The sequence below is a fragment of the Vibrio sp. MED222 genome, assembly GCF_000153005.1.
Lineage (GTDB): Bacteria > Pseudomonadota > Gammaproteobacteria > Enterobacterales > Vibrionaceae > Vibrio > Vibrio tasmaniensis_A.
Map to the genome: position 1 here is coordinate 283689 of NZ_CH902610.1, position 21855 is coordinate 305543.

The 21855-nt window shown below is 44.4% G+C and carries 17 protein-coding genes and 19 tRNA genes; 2 read left to right on the plus strand and 34 right to left on the minus strand.

The annotated features are described in order from the left end of the window. The 9 genes from MED222_RS03290 to leuS form a co-directional block, all read right to left on the minus strand. A partial coding sequence (locus MED222_RS03290) for a D-alanyl-D-alanine carboxypeptidase family protein (protein ID WP_009848470.1) occupies window positions 1-602 on the minus strand: 602 nt, incomplete at its 3' end. A 93-nt stretch (window positions 603-695) separates the two neighbouring features. After that, on the minus strand, window positions 696-1535 hold the full coding sequence (locus tag MED222_RS03285) for a septal ring lytic transglycosylase RlpA family protein (protein ID WP_009848471.1): 840 nt from the start codon (window positions 1533-1535) through the stop codon (window positions 696-698). A 3-nt stretch (window positions 1536-1538) separates the two neighbouring features. Beyond that, window positions 1539-2660, minus strand: a complete 1122-nt coding sequence (gene rodA, locus MED222_RS03280; protein ID WP_009848472.1) for a rod shape-determining protein RodA — start codon at window positions 2658-2660, stop codon at window positions 1539-1541. Continuing rightward, the gene (mrdA, locus tag MED222_RS03275; protein ID WP_009848473.1) at window positions 2660-4552 is read right to left on the minus strand and encodes a penicillin-binding protein 2; all 1893 of its coding nucleotides are present in this window, start codon (window positions 4550-4552) and stop codon (window positions 2660-2662) included. The genes rodA and mrdA overlap by 1 nt, the downstream gene beginning before the upstream one ends. Before the next feature lie 6 nt (window positions 4553-4558). Then, window positions 4559-5029 carry a 23S rRNA (pseudouridine(1915)-N(3))-methyltransferase RlmH gene (rlmH, locus tag MED222_RS03270; protein WP_009848474.1) on the minus strand — a complete coding sequence of 157 codons (471 nt, stop codon included), beginning with the start codon at window positions 5027-5029 and terminating at the stop codon, window positions 4559-4561. Window positions 5030-5032: 3 nt separating this feature from the next. Continuing rightward, window positions 5033-5350 (minus strand): ribosome silencing factor, encoded by a 318-nt coding sequence (gene rsfS, locus MED222_RS03265; protein ID WP_009848475.1) that lies wholly within the window; start codon window positions 5348-5350, stop codon window positions 5033-5035. 64 nt (window positions 5351-5414) lie between these two features. Then, window positions 5415-6440 carry a DNA polymerase III subunit delta gene (holA, locus tag MED222_RS03260; protein ID WP_009848476.1) on the minus strand — a complete coding sequence of 342 codons (1026 nt, stop codon included), beginning with the start codon at window positions 6438-6440 and terminating at the stop codon, window positions 5415-5417. 9 nt (window positions 6441-6449) lie between these two features. After that, window positions 6450-7106: an LPS-assembly lipoprotein LptE gene (locus tag MED222_RS03255; RefSeq protein ID WP_009848477.1), complete on the minus strand. Its 657-nt coding sequence runs from the start codon at window positions 7104-7106 to the stop codon at window positions 6450-6452. A 179-nt stretch (window positions 7107-7285) separates the two neighbouring features. Continuing rightward, on the minus strand, window positions 7286-9862 hold the full coding sequence (gene leuS / locus MED222_RS03250; protein ID WP_009848478.1) for a leucine--tRNA ligase: 2577 nt from the start codon (window positions 9860-9862) through the stop codon (window positions 7286-7288). 263 nt (window positions 9863-10125) lie between these two features. On the opposite strand from leuS, the gene MED222_RS03245 reads away from it, so the two are divergent. Further along, window positions 10126-10596, plus strand: a complete 471-nt coding sequence (locus MED222_RS03245; protein WP_009848479.1) for a zinc ribbon-containing protein — start codon at window positions 10126-10128, stop codon at window positions 10594-10596. A gap of 91 nt (window positions 10597-10687) precedes the next feature. Here the strand turns inward: MED222_RS03245 and lnt are convergent, their stop codons facing one another. The 5 genes from lnt to miaB form a co-directional block, all read right to left on the minus strand. Continuing rightward, entirely contained in the window at window positions 10688-12205 is a 1518-nt protein-coding gene (gene lnt / locus MED222_RS03240; protein WP_009848480.1) for an apolipoprotein N-acyltransferase, read from the minus strand. 32 nt (window positions 12206-12237) lie between these two features. Next, window positions 12238-13128: a CNNM family magnesium/cobalt transport protein CorC gene (gene corC, locus MED222_RS03235; protein WP_009848481.1), complete on the minus strand. Its 891-nt coding sequence runs from the start codon at window positions 13126-13128 to the stop codon at window positions 12238-12240. A gap of 120 nt (window positions 13129-13248) precedes the next feature. After that, window positions 13249-13710 (minus strand): rRNA maturation RNase YbeY, encoded by a 462-nt coding sequence (gene ybeY, locus MED222_RS03230; RefSeq protein WP_009848482.1) that lies wholly within the window; start codon window positions 13708-13710, stop codon window positions 13249-13251. Further along, on the minus strand, window positions 13711-14832 hold the full coding sequence (locus MED222_RS03225; RefSeq protein WP_009848483.1) for a PhoH family protein: 1122 nt from the start codon (window positions 14830-14832) through the stop codon (window positions 13711-13713). 163 nt (window positions 14833-14995) lie between these two features. After that, window positions 14996-16420 carry a tRNA (N6-isopentenyl adenosine(37)-C2)-methylthiotransferase MiaB gene (miaB, locus tag MED222_RS03220; RefSeq protein WP_009848484.1) on the minus strand — a complete coding sequence of 475 codons (1425 nt, stop codon included), beginning with the start codon at window positions 16418-16420 and terminating at the stop codon, window positions 14996-14998. 308 nt (window positions 16421-16728) lie between these two features. On the opposite strand from miaB, the gene MED222_RS03215 reads away from it, so the two are divergent. After that, window positions 16729-17904 carry a 2-octaprenyl-3-methyl-6-methoxy-1,4-benzoquinol hydroxylase gene (locus tag MED222_RS03215; protein ID WP_009848485.1) on the plus strand — a complete coding sequence of 392 codons (1176 nt, stop codon included), beginning with the start codon at window positions 16729-16731 and terminating at the stop codon, window positions 17902-17904. Between the two features lie 79 nt (window positions 17905-17983). Here MED222_RS03215 and MED222_RS03210 read toward each other — a convergent pair whose 3' ends face one another. The 20 genes from MED222_RS03210 to MED222_RS03115 form a co-directional block, all read right to left on the minus strand. Next, window positions 17984-19024, minus strand: coding sequence for a lactonase family protein (locus MED222_RS03210; protein WP_009848486.1), 1041 nt, complete (start codon window positions 19022-19024; stop codon window positions 17984-17986). Window positions 19025-19181: 157 nt separating this feature from the next. Further along, window positions 19182-19266: transfer RNA gene (locus MED222_RS03205), tRNA-Leu, on the minus strand. Between the two features lie 77 nt (window positions 19267-19343). Continuing rightward, window positions 19344-19420 (minus strand) — tRNA-Met (locus tag MED222_RS03200). Between the two features lie 52 nt (window positions 19421-19472). Further along, window positions 19473-19557 (minus strand) — tRNA-Leu (locus MED222_RS03195). A gap of 77 nt (window positions 19558-19634) precedes the next feature. Further along, window positions 19635-19711 (minus strand) — tRNA-Met (locus tag MED222_RS03190). 52 nt (window positions 19712-19763) lie between these two features. Beyond that, window positions 19764-19848, minus strand: a tRNA-Leu gene (locus MED222_RS03185). A gap of 109 nt (window positions 19849-19957) precedes the next feature. After that, window positions 19958-20032: transfer RNA gene (locus tag MED222_RS03180), tRNA-Gln, on the minus strand. Window positions 20033-20061: 29 nt separating this feature from the next. Further along, window positions 20062-20146 (minus strand) — tRNA-Leu (locus tag MED222_RS03175). A 68-nt stretch (window positions 20147-20214) separates the two neighbouring features. Continuing rightward, window positions 20215-20289: transfer RNA gene (locus MED222_RS03170), tRNA-Gln, on the minus strand. A 29-nt stretch (window positions 20290-20318) separates the two neighbouring features. Next, window positions 20319-20403 (minus strand) — tRNA-Leu (locus MED222_RS03165). An 87-nt stretch (window positions 20404-20490) separates the two neighbouring features. Beyond that, window positions 20491-20565: transfer RNA gene (locus MED222_RS03160), tRNA-Gln, on the minus strand. A 29-nt stretch (window positions 20566-20594) separates the two neighbouring features. Beyond that, window positions 20595-20679, minus strand: a tRNA-Leu gene (locus MED222_RS03155). Between the two features lie 109 nt (window positions 20680-20788). Next, window positions 20789-20863: transfer RNA gene (locus MED222_RS03150), tRNA-Gln, on the minus strand. A gap of 29 nt (window positions 20864-20892) precedes the next feature. Continuing rightward, window positions 20893-20977: transfer RNA gene (locus tag MED222_RS03145), tRNA-Leu, on the minus strand. A 109-nt stretch (window positions 20978-21086) separates the two neighbouring features. Beyond that, window positions 21087-21161 (minus strand) — tRNA-Gln (locus tag MED222_RS03140). A 29-nt stretch (window positions 21162-21190) separates the two neighbouring features. Beyond that, window positions 21191-21275 (minus strand) — tRNA-Leu (locus tag MED222_RS03135). A 93-nt stretch (window positions 21276-21368) separates the two neighbouring features. Continuing rightward, a tRNA-Met gene (locus MED222_RS03130) sits at window positions 21369-21445 on the minus strand. Between the two features lie 77 nt (window positions 21446-21522). Continuing rightward, window positions 21523-21597 (minus strand) — tRNA-Gln (locus MED222_RS03125). 29 nt (window positions 21598-21626) lie between these two features. Continuing rightward, window positions 21627-21711 (minus strand) — tRNA-Leu (locus tag MED222_RS03120). Window positions 21712-21778: 67 nt separating this feature from the next. After that, window positions 21779-21855 (minus strand) — tRNA-Met (locus MED222_RS03115).

Consider the following 21855-nt stretch of genomic DNA (forward strand, 5'->3'; position numbering starts at 1 on the left):
TACTCATCAGGAACGTCGCGAATCAGCGCCTGACCTAGTAGCGCCATATCGTAAGGCGTTGAGTAAAGGTTAGGGTTGTCTAGACCGTGCACGTTAGCAAAGTGCGTGTCTTTCATTCCGATAGAGCTCGCCCATGCGTTCATTAAGTCAACAAATGCATCTTCAGAGCCGGCAATATGTTCAGCCATCGCAACACAAGCATCGTTACCTGATTGAATAATGATACCGCGGTTCAGCTCTTCAACTTTAACGGTTGTACCAACTTCAATGAACATCTTAGATGAATCAGGGAAGTTTTTAGCCCAAGCATTTTCACTGATAACAACATCGTCGTTTAGGTTGATGTTGCCACGCTCTAGCTCTTGGCCGACTACGTAGCTCGTCATCATCTTGGTTAAACTTGCTGGAGAAAGTTGAGTGTTCATCTCTTTCTCTGCGAGTACTTTGCCTGAATGGTAATCCATCAGAACAAATCCCTTAGCAGCGATTTGAGGAGCGTCAGGAACAATAATAGGAGCGGCGAATGACGATGTTGCTATCGTTGCAGAAAGTGCAACTGAAGTAGCAAAGATCGATTTAACAAGTTTATTAGATTTAATCATTTTGAATGCAATTATTAGGTGAACTATTCATATATTAACAGAATCACTCTGTCACACCAGAGCGCTGATTACCAGAAGTAACTGTTAGATAAATTAGCGAGTTAGCGTGTGTTTTTTTATATAAGCTGACGGGTAACCCATTAGCTTAACTTGTTCTAATTTTTCTTGAGTCAGAGCATAGTCATGAAATGGGCCAAGCATCAGGCGGTAGTTATCATCATTTGGCTGCAAGAACGTTGCTACAGCTAACTTTTCGCCTAGATCTTTGGCTAACTTCTCGGTTCTATCTTCATGTGGAGAAGTGGCTACTTGAATAATAAATTGAGGTAAAGCCGCCTTTTTATTTGCGTCGGTTGGCATAGCCACAGTGATGACTTCTATCTCAACATTTGCAGTGCCTGTTCTCAATACATCGAGTTTGTATGCCGCGGCATAACTAAGGTCAATGATTCGCCCTTCATGAAATGGACCTCGGTCATTGATGCGCACAATCGTCGTTTTGTTATTATCGGTATTTGTCACTTTTACATAGCTCGGAATCGGCAATGTTTTGTGTGCCGCAGACATCGAATACATGTCGTAGATCTCGCCATTCGACGTTAAATGGCCATGAAATTTCTTACCGTACCAAGAGGCTTTACCTTTCTCTGTAAACCCTTCTGTCTTCTTTACAATCTTGTAGTCTTCGCCACGCAAAGTGTAATCCGTGTTACCACCTAAACTATAAGGTTCATACTGAGGGTGAGCATCCTCGAGATGCTCTACTGAGATCGGTGCGTCTGGTGCAATGTCTGAATCTATATCGTAGCGTCCTGTTGGTTCTGTCGAAGAACAACCGTTTATAACAACGGCTAGGCTCACTATAGATACTAGTTTTTTTATTGGCAGCTCATTAACCAAAGATGTTTTTATAGGAGTTACTTTAACAGACATCAATTAGGTCGCCTTTGAGAATGCTTTTCTGTGTGTATGGATTGACATTAAAATACCGAAACCGGCCATAAGGGTAACCATAGAGGTACCGCCATAGCTGACCAGAGGTAGAGGGACACCCACCACAGGTAGAATGCCGCTTACCATACCAATGTTTACGAAAATATAGACGAAGAAACTCAGTACGATACTGCCGCCCATCATTCGACCAAATGCTGTTTGAGCTTGGCTTGCAAGCACTAAGCCACGGCCAATAATGAACAGGTAGATAGCGAGCAAAAACAAAATACCAATCATGCCCCACTCTTCGGCGATGACCGCAAAAATAAAGTCGGTATGGCGCTCTGGAATGAACTCTAGTTGAGATTGGGTACCTTGCAGCCAACCTTTTCCTGATATACCACCAGAGCCAATTGCAATCTTACTTTGGATGATGTGATAGCCCGCGCCTAATGGATCTGATTCAGGGTCAAAAAGGGTTCTTACACGAACTTTTTGATATTCACGCATCAAGAAGAACCATAAGATTGGAATAAACCCACCCAGTGCAATCGCGGCACTGGCAATGATCTTCCAACTAATACCTGCCAGGAATATCACGAAGATACCGGATGCTGCGATGAGTATCGATGTGCCTAAATCGGGCTGTTTAGCGATAAGGATTGTCGGTACAAACACCATCACTAATGAGATAGCTAAAGTTTGGAAAGTGGGTGGCAGCGAGCGCTTACCAATAAATCGAGCCAGCATCAAAGGTACTGCAAGCTTCAATAGTTCAGAGGGTTGGAATCGAATAAAGCCGAAGTTTAACCAGCGCTGTGCACCTTTAGAGGCCTCGCCAAAGAACAACACTCCGAGTAGTAGAATAACGCCGCCCGCAAACAGTAGTGGAGCCAAGGTCTCATAAGTACGAGGCGAGATTTGCGCTAAAAAGATCATCACACCTAAAGACAGCACCATACGCATCGCTTGGCGATCCATCATCGCAAGGCTCTGTCCGCTTGCGCTGTACATAATCAATAGGGCAAAGCCCATTAAAACCAGAATGCCAAGCAATAGCGGCAGGTCGATATGCAGCCGTTCAAATAGGGCTCTATTTCGTCCAGTTGAAGGATCAAGTTTCATTATTTTATTGGCTCACTTTCATAATCTTCTGCAAGAATAATATGGTCTAAAATTCTTCTTACAACTGGGCCACCATTTGATGAACCACCACCGGCATTCTCCAAAACGATAGTTACGACCGCTTCAGGATTTTCAAAAGGCGCATAACCGGTGAAGAGGGCATGATCGCGTAAATGTTCTGCGATTTCATCTGCGTTGTATTCTTCATCTTCTTTTAGACCGAAGACTTGTGCAGTACCTGATTTACCAGCAGTTTGATAAGACATTTTTTGGAATGAGCGTCTTGCTGTGCCTTTCTTTCCGTGGTTTACCAATCTCATGCCTTCTTGCGCGATATCCCAGTATCTCTGCTTAACACCAGTTACCGGAGGGTACGTTTCGATTTCAGATATCGTTTGTTCATCGAACGGTTGACCGTTCTCAATTGTCGCGCGTAGTAAATGGGGAGCGGTTACCTCTCCTTCATTGACCAATACTGAAGTCGCTTTTGCAATCTGCATTGGTGTTGCTGTCCAGTAGCCCTGGCCAATACCGACAGGGATGGTGTCACCTTGATACCAAGGTACACGGTGTCTGGCCATTTTCCATTCGCGAGTGGGCATATTCGCTTTGCTTTCTTCGTAAATGTCGATGCCAGTGTAATCACCAAAACCGAATAACATCATCCATTTAGATAAGCGATCGATGCCTAAATCAAATGAAATTTGGTAGAAGAAGGTATCAACCGATTCTTCAATGGCTTTCTCTATGTCAACGACACCGTGTCCCCAACGTAACCAGTCGCGGAACGGCTTCGTTTTTGAGTTTGGAATCTTCCAATAGCCCGGGTCATTACGCGTCGTGTTCGGAGTAATTACGCCTTCTTGCAGAGCTGCGACGGCAATGAAGGGTTTGATCGTCGATGCTGGCGGATAAATTCCTAGCGTTGCACGGTTAACTAAAGGTCGGTCTTTGTCTTGAAGCAGGGCATTATAACCTTTCGAGGAAATACCATGCACAAAGGCATTTGGGTCGTAGCTTGGGCTGGAAACCATGGCTAATACGCCATTGTCTTTCGGGTCGAGAACCACGGCTGAACCACGACGTCCATCAAGCAGTTTATGCACGTATAGCTGAAGTTTGATATCCAAGTTGAGCACGATATCTTTCCCCGGAGCCGAAGGTACAAATTTAAGAGTGCGGATCACTCGTCCACGGCTGTTTACTTCGACTTCTTGATAGCCAGCGGTGCCGTGTAGCATGTCTTCGTAATAGCGCTCAATGCCGAGTTTACCGATATCGCGGGTGGCTTGGTAATTGGCGTCTTTCTCTTCACGAACCAAGCGCTGCATATCACGGTCGTTGATGCGAGATACGTAGCCAATCACGTGAGTTAACACATCACCATAAGGGTAGAAACGTTTTAGCGTCCCTGTCACTTCAACGCCTGGGAACTTATGTTGATTTACAGAAAAGACCGCCACTTGTTCTTCGGTAAGCTGATTAAGAATAGGTACTGATTTGAAGCGACGTGAATTACGACGATCACGATTAAAACGTTCGATACGCTCCGGTGGTATGTCGATTAACGCTTGTAAACGAACAAGCGTATCTTCCATGTTTTTGACTTTTTCTGGGGTGATCTCCAGATTAAAAACAGGCCGGTTTTCTGCAAGAAGTACACCGTTGCGGTCGTAAATTAAACCACGATTGGGTGCGATTGGAACGACCTTGATGCGGTTGTCGTTGGAGCGGGTTTTATAGTCCTGATATTGATTAACTTGGATGTTGTAAAGGTTCACAACCAGCAAGCTCATCATCACTATAATCCCTGCAAACGCAACAAAAGCACGACTAGTAAATAGTCGTGCTTCTGCTTTGTAATCACGAATTTGGCTACGTTTACGTAACATTAACGCTTATTCTCGATGATAAGGGTGGTTAGCAGTGACGCTCCAAGCTCGATATAAGCTTTCAGCCATGATAACGCGTACTAATGGGTGAGGGAGAGTAAGTGCTGATAGAGACCAGCTTTGGTCTGCTGCCGCTTTACATGCTGGTGCTAATCCTTCGGGCCCGCCAATAAGGATAGAAACGTCACGGCCATCCAGCTTCCAACTTTCCAATTGCTCTGCGAGTTGAGGCGTATCCCACTTTTTACCTGGGATATCGAGTGTGACAATGCGGTTACCTTTTGGAACTGCAGCTAACATTGCTTCGCCTTCTTTTTGAAGAATACGTGCAATATCGGCATTTTTCCCGCGTTTTCCCGCAGTGATTTCAATGAGTTCTAATGGCATATCATGAGGGAAGCGGCGTTTATATTCTTTAAAGCCTTCTTCAACCCACTTTGGCATTTTTGTACCAACTGCGATTAACTGGATCTTCAAAGCTTAGCCCCAAAGTTTTTCTAGTTGGTACAGCTCACGATGCTCTTCTTGCATAACGTGAAGCATGCTTGTGCCCATGTCTAGAACAACCCATTCACCTTCTTTTTGGCCGTCCATGCCAAGGGGATTCATGCCAGCCTTGCGCACTTCATCAGCAACGTGCTGTGCAATAGAGGCAACATGGCGCTTAGATGTACCAGTACAAACAATCATGTAGTCAGTAACACTTGATTTGCCTTCTACATCGATAGTCACAATCGATTCTGCTTTCATGTCGTCGGCTTTGTCTGCAAGAAAATCTTTTAGTTCTTCACGTAACACGGGGTGTTCCTTTAATCTGAGTTTAGCTTTTTAGGGTCTGTTGACCCTAGAATATACCACGCTTTTATGCGTGAAATGGGATTGAAGCTGAAGGGATACAAAACTCTACGCTTAACTGATGAATTAGTGGCCAAGGCGACTGTTCATATTGTGTTTTTGTCATCAATTCTACTTGAGTGAGTAGCGCAAACAGGGAGTGTAATTGAGATATCGAAACTCTTGTTAGCGCGGCGTTATAAAGAGGTTTTTTGGATTGCCAGATACGGTGCTTTTCAAATACCTGCGCGATTGGCATCTGCTTCATTTGTTGCTGCATTTGTAATAGCAGAGCAAGCTCACGTTGTATGCTGCGCAATAAGATAACGGGTTCGACACCTTCGGCTTCTAACTGACGCAGGATTCGCTGTGCACGGTTGCCTTTGCCTGCTAATAACGCATCACTCCAATGGAATGGCGTAAAATGGTTGTGTCGACTCAGCGATTCTTCTAAACGTACTAATGTGAGCTTTCCATCTGGGTATTGGAGAGCCAGTTTTTCTAGGCTTTGGGTGAGCGCAAATAGATTACCCTCATGCCATTGCGCCAACATTTGTATCGCTTCAGGATCCGGAGATAAGCCGATCTGACGACAGCGTGTTTGGACAAACTGAGGTAAGCGGCTAACGTCTGGGGTTAGGCAGCTGATCCAGTGGCCTTGATTCGAGAGTGCTTTAAACCACTTAGCGCTTTCTTGAGCCTTAGTGAGCTTGGTGCCCACCAAGATCAACAAGATGTCGCTATGAATATGCTCTGAAAGTGCGAGCAGCTCTTTTGCTATTGCGGCATTGACCCCGGACTCTGGCAATTCAAGTTCGATGAGCTGACGACTAGAGAATAGGCTCAATGCTTGAGTGCAGTCGTAGACTTGATTCCAGTCGAGACTGCTATCAATAGCAAAGCGGTGGCGTTCTTCAAAGCCTTGCTCTTTGGCTGTCTTTTGAATCGCTTCACGGCTTTCCTGCAGCAGTAAAGGTTCGTTACCAAAAATTAGGTAAACGTTACTTAACTGCTTAGCAAGTTGCTCAGATAAACGATCAGCAAAAATACGCATTAAATAAACCTATTGCTCAACCGTTACGCTAGGCTCAGCATCAGGTACTGCACTTGCGTCGATCTCAACGTCGTCAATTTCGATGTTCTTGATGTTGTATTGTTTCTCAAGCTCTTTCACTTGAACGTTCTCTAGAGCTTGTAGATCCATACTGTCGGCTGCAATATTTGCTTTCAATCGAGCCATTTGACGAAGGATTTGGCTTGTTGCCAACTTGCGCATCTCATCTTCAATCATGTCACGTTCAACCGATTTTGCGAGCGCTGTTAGTGGGTTATCTAAATAGCTTCGAGTTACGCTAGTTGAGAAGGTTTTGTCGCCTAGCTCTGGTATCGTCACACGATATGAAGCATTAAGCGTCAGTTCTTTTTCTGCCGCTAGAGTGTTTTGGTAAAGAGACAGGGTACGCTCACCGACGCCTTCGCTAATGATGTGAAGGTTAGGTGTGTTCTCAGCAGGTGGCACGATTTCCACATTATTCATACGCAACTGGCTTCTCATCATGCGTGTAAACGTACTGTATTGGTCGTAACTGGTCACAGAGATCTTGTTGAGCTCTTCTGGCACAGAGTAATCACCGCGCAGGTGAAAACCACAGGCGCTCAGTAGGCTAACGGTTAGAACAACAATAGTAACTTTCAATGAAGATAGTGAATTCAGGCGCATTATTTGATGGCTCTCATGAAGGTAGAATACTTATTAAAAGGCTTTAGTTCGCTTGAGTTGTTAGGCTCAAGTCTAAAGCGTTTAAATAAGTAGACAGGGCTATTAGTTACCCTGTCTACAGACTGCTTTTGATGAATTAAGTTCGTTAATTCTTCAGTAATTGCACTGTGCTAACGAAATTAGTTAGCAACGATGTTTAGAAGCTTACCAGGTACGAAGATAACTTTACGGATAGTTAACCCATCTAGGAACTTCTTAGCGTTCTCATCATTTAGACCAAGCTCACGAACTTGCTCTTCTGTCGCGTCAGCAGCAACCGTTAGTTTTGCTCGTAGCTTACCGTTGATCATTACAACGATAGTCTTCTCGTCTTCAACTAGCGCTTTCTCATCGAAAGTTGGCCATGTTGCTGAGTCTACGTTTGATTCACCCAATGCAATCCACATTTCGTAAGAGATGTGTGGCGTCATAGGGTAAAGCATACGTACAACTGCTTTTAGTGCTTCATCAAGAATTGCACGATCTTGTACAGACTCTTGAGGCGCTTTCGCTAGCTTGTTCATCAGCTCCATGATTGCAGCGATTGCTGTGTTGAACGTTTGGCGACGGCCGATATCGTCCGTTACTTTCGCGATAGTTTTGTGGATATCACGACGAAGTGCTTTCTGGCCACCAGATAGAGCAGAAGCATCCACAGTTTCAGCTGCACCTTTAGAAGAGTGAGTGTGAACCAGTTTCCAAACACGCTTAAGGAAACGGTTTGCCCCTTCAACGCCAGACTCTTGCCACTCAAGCGTCATGTCTGCAGGCGATGCAAACATCATGAATAGGCGTACTGTATCAGCGCCGTACTTGTCTACCATCTCTTGTGGGTCGATACCGTTGTTCTTAGACTTAGACATTTTGATCATGCCTGAGTGCTCAACGTTGCGGCCTTGGTTGTCGACAGCTTTTTCAATGCGGCCTTTCGCGTCACGGTCGATAGTCACGTCAGTTGGAGCAATCCACTCTTTAGTGCCTTTCTCGTTGGTGTGGTAGAACGCGTCAGCTAGAACCATACCTTGACATAGAAGTTGCTTGAATGGTTCGTCAGATGTCACGTAACCCGCATCACGTAGAAGCTTGTGGAAGAAACGAGAGTAAAGCAGGTGCATACAAGCGTGCTCAATACCACCAACGTATTGGTCAACTGGCAGCCAGTAGTTAGCTTTCTCTGGATCTAGAATGTCATCAGCTTGTGGTGAACAGTAACGTGCGTAGTACCATGATGATTCCATGAACGTATCGAACGTATCAGTTTCACGTAGCGCAGGTTCGCCATTGAATGTTGTTTCAGCCCAAGATTTGTCAGCTTTGATTGGGCTAGTAACGCCATCCATTACCACGTCTTCTGGAAGAATGACTGGCAGTTGGTCTGCAGGTACTGGGTGAACTTCACCGTCTTCAGTGGTTACCATTGGGATTGGAGCACCCCAGTAACGTTGACGAGAAACGCCCCAGTCACGTAGACGGAAGTTTACTGTTTTCTTACCTTTGCCTTCAGCTTCAAGCTTCGCAGCGATTGCATCGAATGCTTCTTGGAATGCAAGACCATCGAATCCACCAGAATCGAACAGTACACCTTTCTCAGTGTAAGCCGCTTCAGACACGTCTAGATCAGAACCATCTTCAGGTTTGATCACTGGGATGATATCGATGCCGTACTTAGTTGCGAATTCGTAGTCACGTTGGTCGTGAGCAGGAACCGCCATTACCGCACCTGTGCCGTAATCCATAAGAACGAAGTTTGCTACGTATACAGGAACAACACGACCGTTAAGAGGGTGGATAGCCGTTAGGCCAGTATCCATACCTTTCTTTTCCATCGTTGCTAGTTCTGCTTCAGCCACTTTGGTGTTACGACACTCTTCAACGAATGCTGCAAGCTCAGGATTGTTCTTTGATGCTTTCTCTGCAAGTGGGTGACCTGCAGCGATACCAACATAAGAAACACCCATTAGTGTATCAGGACGTGTTGTGTACACTTCTAATGGCGCTTCTTCACCGTTAACAGCGAAAGATAGCTCAACACCTTCAGAGCGGCCGATCCAGTTGCGCTGCATGGTCTTAACCATTTCAGGCCAACCTTCAAGGTTGTCTAGATCGTCTAGTAGCTCTTGAGCGTACTCAGTGATTTTAATGAACCACTGTGGGATTTTCTTTTGTTCTACCGGAGTATCACAACGCCAGCAGCAACCGTCTTCTACTTGCTCGTTTGCCAGTACAGTTTGGTCGTTTGGACACCAGTTAACAGAAGAAGTCTTCTTGTAAACTAGGCCTTGTTCGTAAAGTTTAGTGAAGAACTCTTGCTCCCAACGGTAGTACTCAGGCGTACACGTTGCGAATTCACGTTTCCAGTCGTAACCAAAGCCTAAAAGTTTAAGCTGGTTTTTCATGTATTCGATGTTTTCGTAAGTCCACGGAGCAGGCGCTGTGTTGTTTTTTACAGCTGCGTTTTCTGCAGGTAGGCCGAATGCATCCCAACCAATTGGTTGCATTACGTTTTTGCCTTGTAGACGTTGGAAACGAGATACCACATCACCGATGGTGTAGTTACGCACGTGACCCATGTGCAGTCGGCCACTTGGGTAAGGGAACATAGAAAGACAGTAGAATTTTTCTTTGTTTGGGTCTTCACTTACAACGAAAGTTTCGCTGTTATCCCAGTGTTGTTGAACCTTTTGTTCAATCTCTTGCGGGTTATATTGTTCTTGCATCGATGGTATCCGGTTATCTTGGAATTTGTGAGTTCGGTTAGAACAGAATCTTACAGATCGTCATAGAATACCTAAAGGAGCTGAGTACAACAATAGTTATACCCTTCATACTTGCAGTTGCTGCCTAGTAGATTGTGTAATTTTCACTGAATTTCGCAGGGCAACTATACTTAAGAGTATGAATTGCATTTGTTTGTGAGCGGGAGTGCATTGCGGCGCATCCGTTTGCTCGTTTCAAGGTTGGTTATCTTAAGGAGGTTGTTATGCCGAAGAAAAAAGCACTCTATGAAGAAGTCGTCGAAGAGGTGATAGAAACGCTGAAGCATAGTCCTGAAGAGCTTAACAACAAAATAGAAACGTCAGGTAAGTATGCGAAAGCAGCCAACGACATGACCAAAGACGAGCTGTCGTTGATTTCCGCTTACGTAAAATCGGATTTAAAAGAGTTTTCCGAAAGCTATGAAGAGAGCAAAAGTGGTCCGTTTTATTTAATGATTGCAGACTCTATTTGGCAAGGGCTGTTGGATATTACTGATCGTACTAAGGTGGAATGGGTTGAGTTGTTCCAAGATCTTGAACATCAGGGCTTATATCAAGCGGGTGAAGTCATTGGGTTAGGCACCTTGGTATGTGACGAGTGTGGCCATCAAACCGAATATAACCACCCAACCAATATCATTCCATGCATTAAATGTGGTTCTAAAGGGTTTAGTCGTAAAGCCCTTAAACCGTAAACTTCTGAACTATAGCGATATCAATGTTAAACCGCAGCAATCAAAAAGGGTTGACCCAACCAGTCAACCCTCTAATCACTTTTCTTCGAATCTAGCTCTTTGGCTTTCTTATTAGCCAACCCATCGCCAAGCTGAGCATCGCCCAGATGTACAGTGGCCAAGTACCAACTGTGTGATAAGGCGTTTGACCATCCGTTGAAATGAGTTCAGCTTTTAATACGGCCGTTTCAAACTGAGGTATTTGCTTGATGATGTTGCCTTTGTAATCGGTTACTGCCGTCACACCATTGTTGGTCGAGCGAATAACTGGCTTACCAAGCTCCAGAGCACGCATCTGTGCGATTTCCATATGTTGCAGTGGACCAATCGAACGACCAAACCACGCATCGTTAGAGAGCGTTAAAATAAAGTCCGTCTCATCAGTCACGCTTTGTCTAACTTGATCATTAAAGACGATCTCATAACACAACGCAGGTGCTAAGTGACGGCCATTTGCCACGATGTTTGGTTGAACAAAATCGCCACGGCTAAATGATGACATCGGCAAGTTGAAGAACGGTGCCAATGGGCGCAAGATATTTTCAAACGGCACAAACTCACCAAATGGCAATAGGTGATGTTTATGGTAGCGTTCGTCTGGATCGTAGCTGTATTCACCGTATGGATTGACACCTAGAGAAAGAACGCTGTTGTAGTACTTCTTATCTTCAGACTGATTGAGTACGCCAGTGATGATTGAGCTGTTGTTCATCTTCGCTGCGCTATCTAAGTTACGTAAGAAAGATGGAATTTCAACTTCGAATGCTGGAATAGCGGCTTCAGGCCAAATGATGATATCGGCATCCCAGTTTTCTCTACTTAGATCTGTGTACTTCATCATCGTAGGCCAGCGGTGGCTTGGTAGCCATTTACTGTCTTGATCTACATTGCCTTGAATCAATACCACTGAGGTTGTTTTTTCAGGGTTCGGTGTCACCCAATCGATATTTCGAATGCCAAAACCTGCACTGAATACGATCGCAGGGATGATGCCAACACTCCATGCTTTATTGATAACCATATAAGCGAGTGCAGATGCAGAGACAATGACTGCCAGAGTAATTAACTCGACACCGCCAATCGGTGCAAACGAGCCTAGTGGAGAATCGATTTGGCTGTAGCCAAGCCAAAGCCAAGGAAAGCCCGTCATTACCCAGCCACGTAGCCAATCACTGATTAACCACAATGCAGGAGCTGCGAGGAAAAAGCGGCTTAGGTTATTAGCAGGGAAGTACTTGTTTAAGCTCCAGGTAAATAGGCCTGAATAAACCGCTAGGTAGCCAATGAGCAAAGCCATCAAAAACAGGTTGGCTGCCAGTGGCATGCCGCCAAAATGATCGATGCTGACGTATACCCAGCTGATACCTGTTGCGAATTGGCCTAAACCCCATCCGTAGCCAATCCAAAGCGCACTTTTAGGAGAACGGTTGTGGATCAGTAACAGCAACAAAGCTGGGCTGAGAATAGCAAGAGGCCATATAGAGTATGGAGCGAATGAAAGGGTGGTTATAGCGCCAACAAAAACGGCCGCTAGCGGCCGTAATAGGCGATGAATAAAGGTCTTAGTCATCTAATTTCTGTTATCTCTTTAGAGAGAAGTTGTTATTCTTCGATAGTAGGAAGAGGCTGTTCGTCAGGAATGGTTACCTGTAACTGAATCACACGACGGTTATCTGCTGATGTTATTTTGAAATGGTAGTTTTCAATCTCTACAATTTCGCCACGAACCGGCAGGTGACCGAGTGCTGTCATAACCATGCCGCCTACCGTATCCACTTCATCGTCACTAAAGGCAGTTCCAAACGTATCGTTGAACTCTTCAATAGTGGTTAAAGCTTTAACAGAGAAAGTATGCTTACTCAGCTTACGAATATCTAGCTCTTCTTCATCGTCGAACTCGTCTTCAATTTCACCAACGATTTCTTCGAGGATATCTTCAATGGTTACCAGGCCAGAAACTCCGCCAAACTCATCGACAACGATAGACATGTGGTAGCGCTCTTCTTGGAACTCTTTGAGTAGGCGATCAACACGCTTACTTTCAGGAACAACCACGACAGGGCGAATCACTTGTTCGATATCAAATGGGGCACTTTCTGAACCCAAATACTTAAGTAGGTCCTTCGCTAATAGAATGCCTTCAACATGGTCTTTATCTTCACTGATCACTGGGTAGCGAGAGTGTTGAGCATCAGTAATAAGCGCAATCAATGTATCTAAATCATCGGTGCGTTCAACTGTAACCATTTGAGAGCGAGGCAGCATGATGTCGCGTACTCGCATCTCTGAAATTTCCATTACACCCTCGAGCATGTCGCGCGTGTCGTGGTCAATTAGGTCATTAATTTCTGAGTCGCGGATTACATCTACGAGCTCTTGGCGATCTTTAACTTCACCTTGAAATAGTTGGCCTAGGCGTTCAAAGAAGGACTTTCTACTCGGACCTTCAGATTTTTTACTTCCCTCAGAAGTGGGGGGGTTACCTTCGTTCATGATTTCTCAAAAAATAACGCTATCAGAAGTGTGATAGCACACGTTACAACTCAGATTCCTGCGAAAATCACAGGTTCGATGAGTTATTGTTTCTCTGCAACCTACTTTACTAGAATCGATTTACTTTTCTAGAATATACGGGTCTTCAAACCCCATAGTTTGCATGATTTCTGTTTCGAGTGACTCCATCTCTTCAGCTTCATCATCTTCGATATGATCATAACCTAGCAGATGCAGACTGCCATGTACAACCATATGAGCCCAGTGTGCTAGCAGAGGCTTACTTTGCTCTTCTGCTTCTTTTTCGACAACTTGGCGGCAAATAATGAGGTCACCCAGTAGATCTAATTCCACTCCTGGTGGTGCTTCAAATGGGAAAGACAGCACGTTAGTTGGCTTATCTTTTCCACGATAGTCATGATTGAGCTGGTGGCTTTCTTGTGTATCAACAATACGAACCGTCAACTCGGCACTCTCTTGAAACTGAGGAATTGTCTTGTCTAACCAAAGTTGAATATCTTGCTCAGTTGGAAGACCTTGCTCATTTTCGACTGCTAATTGCAGGTCTAGTTCAATAGACATCTATTTATCACCTTGCTCTGCAATGACAGAACTATTTTGTGTTGCTAATTGTGTCGTAACAGCTTGCTGAGCCTCAAGAAGTTTGGCTTCTCGTTCTTCTCGTTTGCGAGCCTCAAACTCTTTACGCTCTTTTTGGTCTTTGGCTTCCCACTTCTCGTACGCATTAACGATACGAGCAACCACAGGGTGACGAACGACGTCTTCAGACATGAAGAAGTTAAAGCTAATATCATCCACTTCACTGAGCACTTCAGTTGCATGACGTAGGCCTGATTTTGCACCACGAGGTAAATCGATTTGTGTAATATCACCTGTGATCACAGCGCGAGAGTTAAAACCGATACGGGTTAAGAACATTTTCATCTGCTCTACCGTGGTGTTTTGGCTCTCATCAAGAATGATAAACGCATCATTCAATGTACGACCACGCATGTAAGCCAGTGGAGCAACTTCAATCACGTTACGTTCAATCAGCTTCTCAACTCGCTCAAAGCCAAGCATTTCAAACAGTGCATCGTAAAGCGGACGCAAATAGGGGTCTACTTTTTGGCTTAAATCACCCGGTAGGAAACCAAGCTTCTCACCAGCTTCAACAGCAGGACGAGTCAGTAGGATTCGACGAACTTCTTGACGTTCAAGTGCATCAACCGCAGCCGCAACAGCTAAGTACGTTTTACCAGTACCAGCAGGTCCAATACCAAAAGTGATGTCATGAGTGACCATGTTCATTAGATATTGTGCTTGGTTTGGCGTGCGAGGTTTGATAACGCCTTTTTTAGTCTTAATGGTCACTTCTTTGCCGTAGTCGATTTCAGACTCGACGTGTTGCTCCAAAATACCAGACTCAGTGACCGCCAGATGCACTTGCTCCGGTTCGATATCGATTATGTTGCCTTTAACTGGAGCCGTTTCAACATAGAGGTGTTTGATGATGTCTAAAGCTGCGGCTGTAGTGTGAGGCTTACCGACAATCGTGAAAAAGTTGCTACGGTAATTAATCTCAACGCCCAGACGACGCTCAAGATGCTTGATGTTGTCGTCAAATGGTCCGCATAAACTTGCCAAGCGCTTGTTATCTGCTGGCTCTAGATTTATCTCTAAGGTAACGATTTTATTGCTCAAATTAGCCTCTCATTTTGTGCCACTCACTCTTAAATATAAAAAAGAGCAAAAAGCCCGATTTAGACCGGGCTTTTGATGGTGATATCCCTATTTCTAAGATGGTCACTTAGTTAGGTAATTTCAAGCTTTGTGTTTGCGCTTTGTGCTCAAACAGTTGTATTGCCTATGGCGTAAATGTCGCTACACCTAGCTCGTCTTCACGTTTTGTTTTTTCCATCATTTCTGCTGGAGTCATTACAACGCGTAGACCCATGTCTTTTTCTGTGCGAACTAGCTCACCACGTAGTGAGTTAGTGTAAACCTCAGTGATCTTCACATCTACAAACTGACCGATTAGGTCTGCAGAACCTTCGAAGTTCACAACACGGCTGTTTTCAGTACGGCCACGCAGTTCCATGAGATTCTTTCTTGATGGACCTTCAACAAGAATACGCTGCTCTGTACCTAGCATTAGACGAGAGAAACGCATAGCTTGTGTGTTTACTGTTTGTTGCAGTTCGTACAGACGATCTTTTTTCTCTTGTGCTGGTACATCACATGGGTAATCTGCCGCTGGCGTACCTGGACGTGGAGAGAAAACAAAGCTGAAGCTCATATCGAAATCAACTTCTTTAATTAGCTTCATTGTATCTTGGAAGTCTTGCTTAGACTCACCAGGGAAACCAACAATAAAGTCAGAGCTGATTTGAATGTCAGGACGAGCTTTACGCAGTTTACGGATAATAGATTTGTACTCGATAGCCGTATGTGGACGCTTCATCATCGTAAGAATACGGTCACTACCACTTTGTACTGGTAGGTGAAGGAAGCTCACTAGTTCAGGGGTATCTTTGTAAACTTCAATGATGTCGTCACCAAACTCAAGCGGGTGGCTTGTTGTGAAACGAATACGGTCGATACCGTCGATAGACGCAACTAGGCGAAGGAGCTCTGCAAATGTGCAGATGTCACCTTCGTGAGTAGGGCCTCGGAATGCGTTTACGTTTTGGCCTAGCAGGTTTACTTCACGTACGCCTTGCTCTGCAAGTTGTGCAACTTCGAATAGCACATCATCCATTGGACGACTAACTTCTTCGCCACGAGTATATGGAACAACGCAGTAAGTACAGTACTTAGAACAACCTTCCATGATAGAAACGTAGGCTGTTGCGCCGTCTGCTTTTGGCTCTGGCAGGTTATCGAACTTTTCGATCTCTGGGAAAGAGATGTCCATTACTGGCTTTTCGTTAGACAGTGATGACTTAATCATCTCTGGTAAACGGTGTAATGTTTGTGGGCCAAAGATAACGTCTACATAAGGTGCACGTTGACGAATGTGATCACCTTCTTGAGTCGCTACACAGCCACCCACACCGATCACCACACCTTCTTTTTTATCTTTAAGCGTTTTCCAACGACCAAGCTGGTGGAATACTTTTTCTTGCGCTTTTTCGCGGATAGAACAAGTATTCAATAGTAGTACGTCTGCTTCCTCAGGTACTTCAGTTAGCTCATAGCCATTTGCAGCGTTAAGCAGGTCGGCCATTTTTGATGAATCATATTCATTCATCTGACAGCCCCAAGTTTTAATTAGCAGTTTCTTACTCATTATATGTTCGCTCGATCGTTAGTTTAATTTAAGGGAGCAAATCGCCCATTATTCATCCGCTAGCTCCGTTCGTCATAATTCGGTATTCAATTTTATGACAGGCTCTAGCGGCAAGCGGCGTATTGTACTGGTTTCAAAACCGACTGACTAGTAGTCTGAACAAATCTCTTATGTAGTGGTTTTTATTATCGTTAACGCCATATGCCATAAGGGATAACCCTTCTTTCGAATAAGGTTTTTGGTTACAAGTTCGTTATGAAAAAGTACAATCAAAAACAGTCAAAGAATCAAACTGATAAGTACAAAATATGAACAGTTACGATATTGTAGTCGTCGGTGGCGGCATGGTTGGTGCAGCAACAGCAATCGGTTTTGCAAAGCAAGGTCTGAGTGTTGCGGTGATCGAAGGTTTTGCCCCACAAGCTTTTGATGAGTCGCAAGCGATGGACATTCGTGTGTCAGCGATTTCTCAAGCATCGGTCGATTTGCTTGAAGATCTTGGTGCATGGCAAAGTATTGCAGCGATGCGCGTCTGTTCTTACAAGCGATTGGAAACTTGGGAACATCCAGAGTGTCGTACTCGGTTTGATGCAGCATCACTGGACCTTCCTCGTTTGGGCTATATCGTTGAGAATCGATTAATCCAATTGGGTTTATGGGCTCAGTTTGATGCCTACGACAATCTCGAACTGTTATGTCCAGAAAAGCTCGATGAGATTGAGTTTGGTGAGACCAATATAGTCAAGCTTCAGTCGGGTACTCAGTTGTCCGCGAAGTGGGTGGTTGGCGCTGATGGCGCAAATTCAGCCGTCCGTCAGCAAGCAGGGATTGGTATTACGGCTTGGGATTACCGACAGCACTGCATGCTTATCAACGTAGAAACAGAACAGCCTCAGCAAGATATTACTTGGCAGCAATTTTTACCAAGTGGTCCTCGTTCATTTTTGCCTTTGTGTTCTCTAGTCTCTGACGATCAAGAAGTCGGGCAGGGCTCGTTAGTTTGGTATGATTCTCCACTGCGTATTAAGCAATTGTCAGCAATGCCCCCTGAAAAACTACGTAATGAAGTACTTACTCACTTTCCTAAAGAGTTAGGTGATATCAAAGTTTTGAACTCGGGTTCTTTTCCTCTGACACGACGTCATGCTCAATCATACTCAAAGAATAACTGTATTTTAGTCGGGGACTCTGCACATACGATTAACCCTCTAGCAGGGCAGGGTGTTAACTTGGGTTTTAAAGATGTGGCAGCACTATTGGATATCACCCAAGAGAAAGGCGAATTGAATCAATCTGTGGCGAGACGCTATGAAGTGATCAGAAGAGGTGACAATCTAATGATGCAAAGTGGCATGGACTTTTTCTACAAAACGTTTAGCAATGACATTGGCCCACTTAAGTTTGTGCGAAATGCAGCACTAAAGCTAGCAGAAAACTCAGGGCCGATTAAATCACAGGTGCTTAAGTACGCTTTAGGGTTGTGATTGGTTACTCCAAGTTATCTAGTTATAAAAGAAGGAGAGCTGAGGCTCTCCTTTTTTGATTTCATGATAGTGCTTAGTGCTATTGCGTCACACAAACAGGTGCATCAATGGCTAAAGAGCATCCAGTATAGGTGAGGGAGCCATCTTCAATATCTCGTTTGAATGATGTGAGGTTGTTGGAATGCTGGTTTGCGGCGATAAGCCATTGTCCGTCATTAGTGATATGAAAGTCGCGAGGGAACTTGCCTTCAACATCGTAACTATCCATAAAAATGAGCTTTTGAGTGACGGAGTCTATTCTAAAACAACTGATTCTGGATTGATGTCGGCAAGACACATAAAGGAATTGCTCATCTGGCGATAGCTTAATTGCAGCCGCTGCTTCTCCTTTATCCATATTTGCTAATGCATCAACCTCTTCCACAATACTCCACACCCCTAAAGACTTTTCCAAAATCAATATCGTTTCAGAGAGCTCACACACCACATAGGCTCTATCTTCGGCTTGGTTAAAGATTAAGTGACGAGGTCCATTCCCTGCCCGCACTTTGATAGATTGCATTGGTTCATCAAGGAACTCTTCTTGCTCTTCGTCAAAGCAATAGAAGTTGATTCGATCGGCTCCGAGATCGACGGTGACAAACTGCGGAGAGTTCTTTAGGAAAAGGCTTTGATGTGCATGTGGGCCTGTTTGTCTTTCTGCATTAGGTCCAGAACCAACCATTTTGAGTGTTTTGAGCCGTTTATCGATATTGCCATTGATACTTAAACTAAAGATATCGAATGCCCCTGATGAATATTGCGATGTAATAGCAAACTTATTGTGGGGATCTACCGTGATATGACAAGGGTGATCTCCTGAAATTAGTCTAGTATTTGACGCTATTGTTGAATCAGAATTCGGTATATGAATCAGTTGCGGTTGCATCTTTTGGTCAACTTCAGAAGCTGTATAGATCCCTAGCTTTGTCGTGGTGACAAACGAAGGATTTGTACAGGCCGCTATAAGCTCTAAAGGCAACAGCGTTCCCGTTTCTAGATCTAACTGAGTTTGATATACACCTTGGCTATTACTTGGAGAATCTGTGTAGCAACCGATCGTTAAAGGGAGGGTTTTCATAGGCAGTCATACTCAGTTAGGAAATGGAGCAGACATTGTCTAATAAAATCGTAGTAAAAGTGAGGTTATAGGAGAGAATACTTGGTGACTTGGCTTGCAGATTTACATATTCCAGATAAAACAAAACCCAGCTAAAAAGCTGGGTTCTATTCAATGATGGTGCGGTCGGAGAGACTTGAACTCTCACACCTCTCGGCGCCAGAACCTAAATCTGGTGCGTCTACCAATTCCGCCACGACCGCAGCAAATCTTTATAGTTATATCGATATTGGTGATTCAATATAACGTTGTTTGTACTTTTTCTTTCATAAAGAAAGAATGGTGGCTACTGCGGGATTCGAACCTGCGACCCCATCATTATGAGTGATGTGCTCTAACCAACTGAGCTAAGTAGCCAATAATGAATTTTTATGTATTCACTATTTTATCTCTAATTAAAGAGAAATAATGGTGCGGTCGGAGAGACTTGAACTCTCACACCTCTCGGCGCCAGAACCTAAATCTGGTGCGTCTACCAATTCCGCCACGACCGCAGCAAATCTTTATAGTTATATCGATATTGGTGATTCAATATAACGTTGTTTGTACTTTTTCTTTCATAAAGAAAGAATGGTGGCTACTGCGGGATTCGAACCTGCGACCCCATCATTATGAGTGATGTGCTCTAACCAACTGAGCTAAGTAGCCAATAATGAATTTTTATGTATTCACTATTTTATCTCTAATTAAAGAGAAATAATGGTGCGGTCGGAGAGACTTGAACTCTCACACCTCTCGGCGCCAGAACCTAAATCTGGTGCGTCTACCAATTCCGCCACGACCGCAGCAAATCTTTATAGTTATATCGACATTGGTGATTCAATATAACGTTGTGCTCTTGGTTTGCTATCTAGCTTAAAAATAAGCTAAGTAAAAAACAAAGAGTTTTAATAGTGGCTGGGCTACCTGGATTCGAACCAGGGAATGCTGGCATCAAAAGCCAGTGCCTTACCGCTTGGCGATAGCCCAACAGGATACCATTTAAGATATCTAAATAATGGTGCGGTCGGAGAGACTTGAACTCTCACACCTCTCGGCGCCAGAACCTAAATCTGGTGCGTCTACCAATTCCGCCACGACCGCAGCAAAGCTTTTACTCTAGCGAAGAGTATAGTTAAGAAGACTTATGGTTTGTCTAAGTAACGTTGTAATGGCTGGGCTACCTGGATTCGAACCAGGGAATGCTGGCATCAAAAGCCAGTGCCTTACCGCTTGGCGATAGCCCAACAGGATATCATTTAAGATATCTAAATAATGGTGCGGTCGGAGAGACTTGAACTCTCACACCTTTCGGCGCCAGAACCTAAATCTGGTGCGTCTACCAATTCCGCCACGACCGCAGCAAAGCTTTCCTCTCAACTAAGCAAAGAGCTTAGCGAAGAGTATATAGTTAAGAAGACTTATGGTTTGTCTAAGTAACGTTGTAATGGCTGGGCTACCTGGATTCGAACCAGGGAATGCTGGCATCAAAAGCCAGTGCCTTACCGCTTGGCGATAGCCCAACAGGATATCATTTAAGATATCTAAATAATGGTGCGGTCGGAGAGACTTGAACTCTCACACCTCTCGGCGCCAGAACCTAAATCTGGTGCGTCTACCAATTCCGCCACGACCGCAGCAAATCTTTATAGTTATATCGACATTGGTGATTCGATGTAACGTTGTGCTCTTGGTTTGCTATCTAGCTTAAAAATAAGCTAAGTAAAAAACAAAGAGTTTTAATAGTGGCTGGGCTACCTGGATTCGAACCAGGGAATGCTGGCATCAAAAGCCAGTGCCTTACCGCTTGGCGATAGCCCAACAGGATATCATTTAAGATATCTAAATAATGGTGCGGTCGGAGAGACTTGAACTCTCACACCTCTCGGCGCCAGAACCTAAATCTGGTGCGTCTACCAATTCCGCCACGACCGCAGCAAATCTTTATAGTTATATCGACATTGGTGATTCGATGTAACGTTGTGCTCTTGGTTTGCTGTCTAGCTTAAAAATAAGCTAAGTAAAAAACAAAGAGTTTTAATAGTGGCTGGGCTACCTGGATTCGAACCAGGGAATGCTGGCATCAAAAGCCAGTGCCTTACCGCTTGGCGATAGCCCAACAGGATATCATTTAAGATATCTAAATAATGGTGCGGTCGGAGAGACTTGAACTCTCACACCTCTCGGCGCCAGAACCTAAATCTGGTGCGTCTACCAATTCCGCCACGACCGCAGCAAAGCTTTTACTCTAGCGAAGAGTATAGTTATATCGACATTGGTGATTCAATATAACGTTGTTTGTACTTTTTCTTTCATAAAGAAAGAATGGTGGCTACTGCGGGATTCGAACCTGCGACCCCATCATTATGAGTGATGTGCTCTAACCAACTGAGCTAAGTAGCCATCTGAGAGCGAAGTAATATAATATAATCTCGCTTCCAATGCCATTATCTTTTTAAAGATAATTACACTTTAAATTGTGGCTGGGCTACCTGGATTCGAACCAGGGAATGCTGGCATCAAAAGCCAGTGCCTTACCGCTTGGCGATAGCCCAACAATGATGTCAATTAAGACATCTCAATATGGTGCGGTCGGAGAGACTTGAACTCTCACACCTCTCGGCGCCAGAACCTAAATCTGGTGCGTCTACCAATTCCGCCACGACCGCTTTATTTCCTAAAAACTCTTTGTTGTCAAAAGACATACGTTTAATAACAAACAGAGTGCTTAGGAAATGGTGGCTACTGCGGGATTCGAACCTGCGACCCCATCATTATGAGTGATGTGCTCTAACCAACTGAGCTAAGTAGCC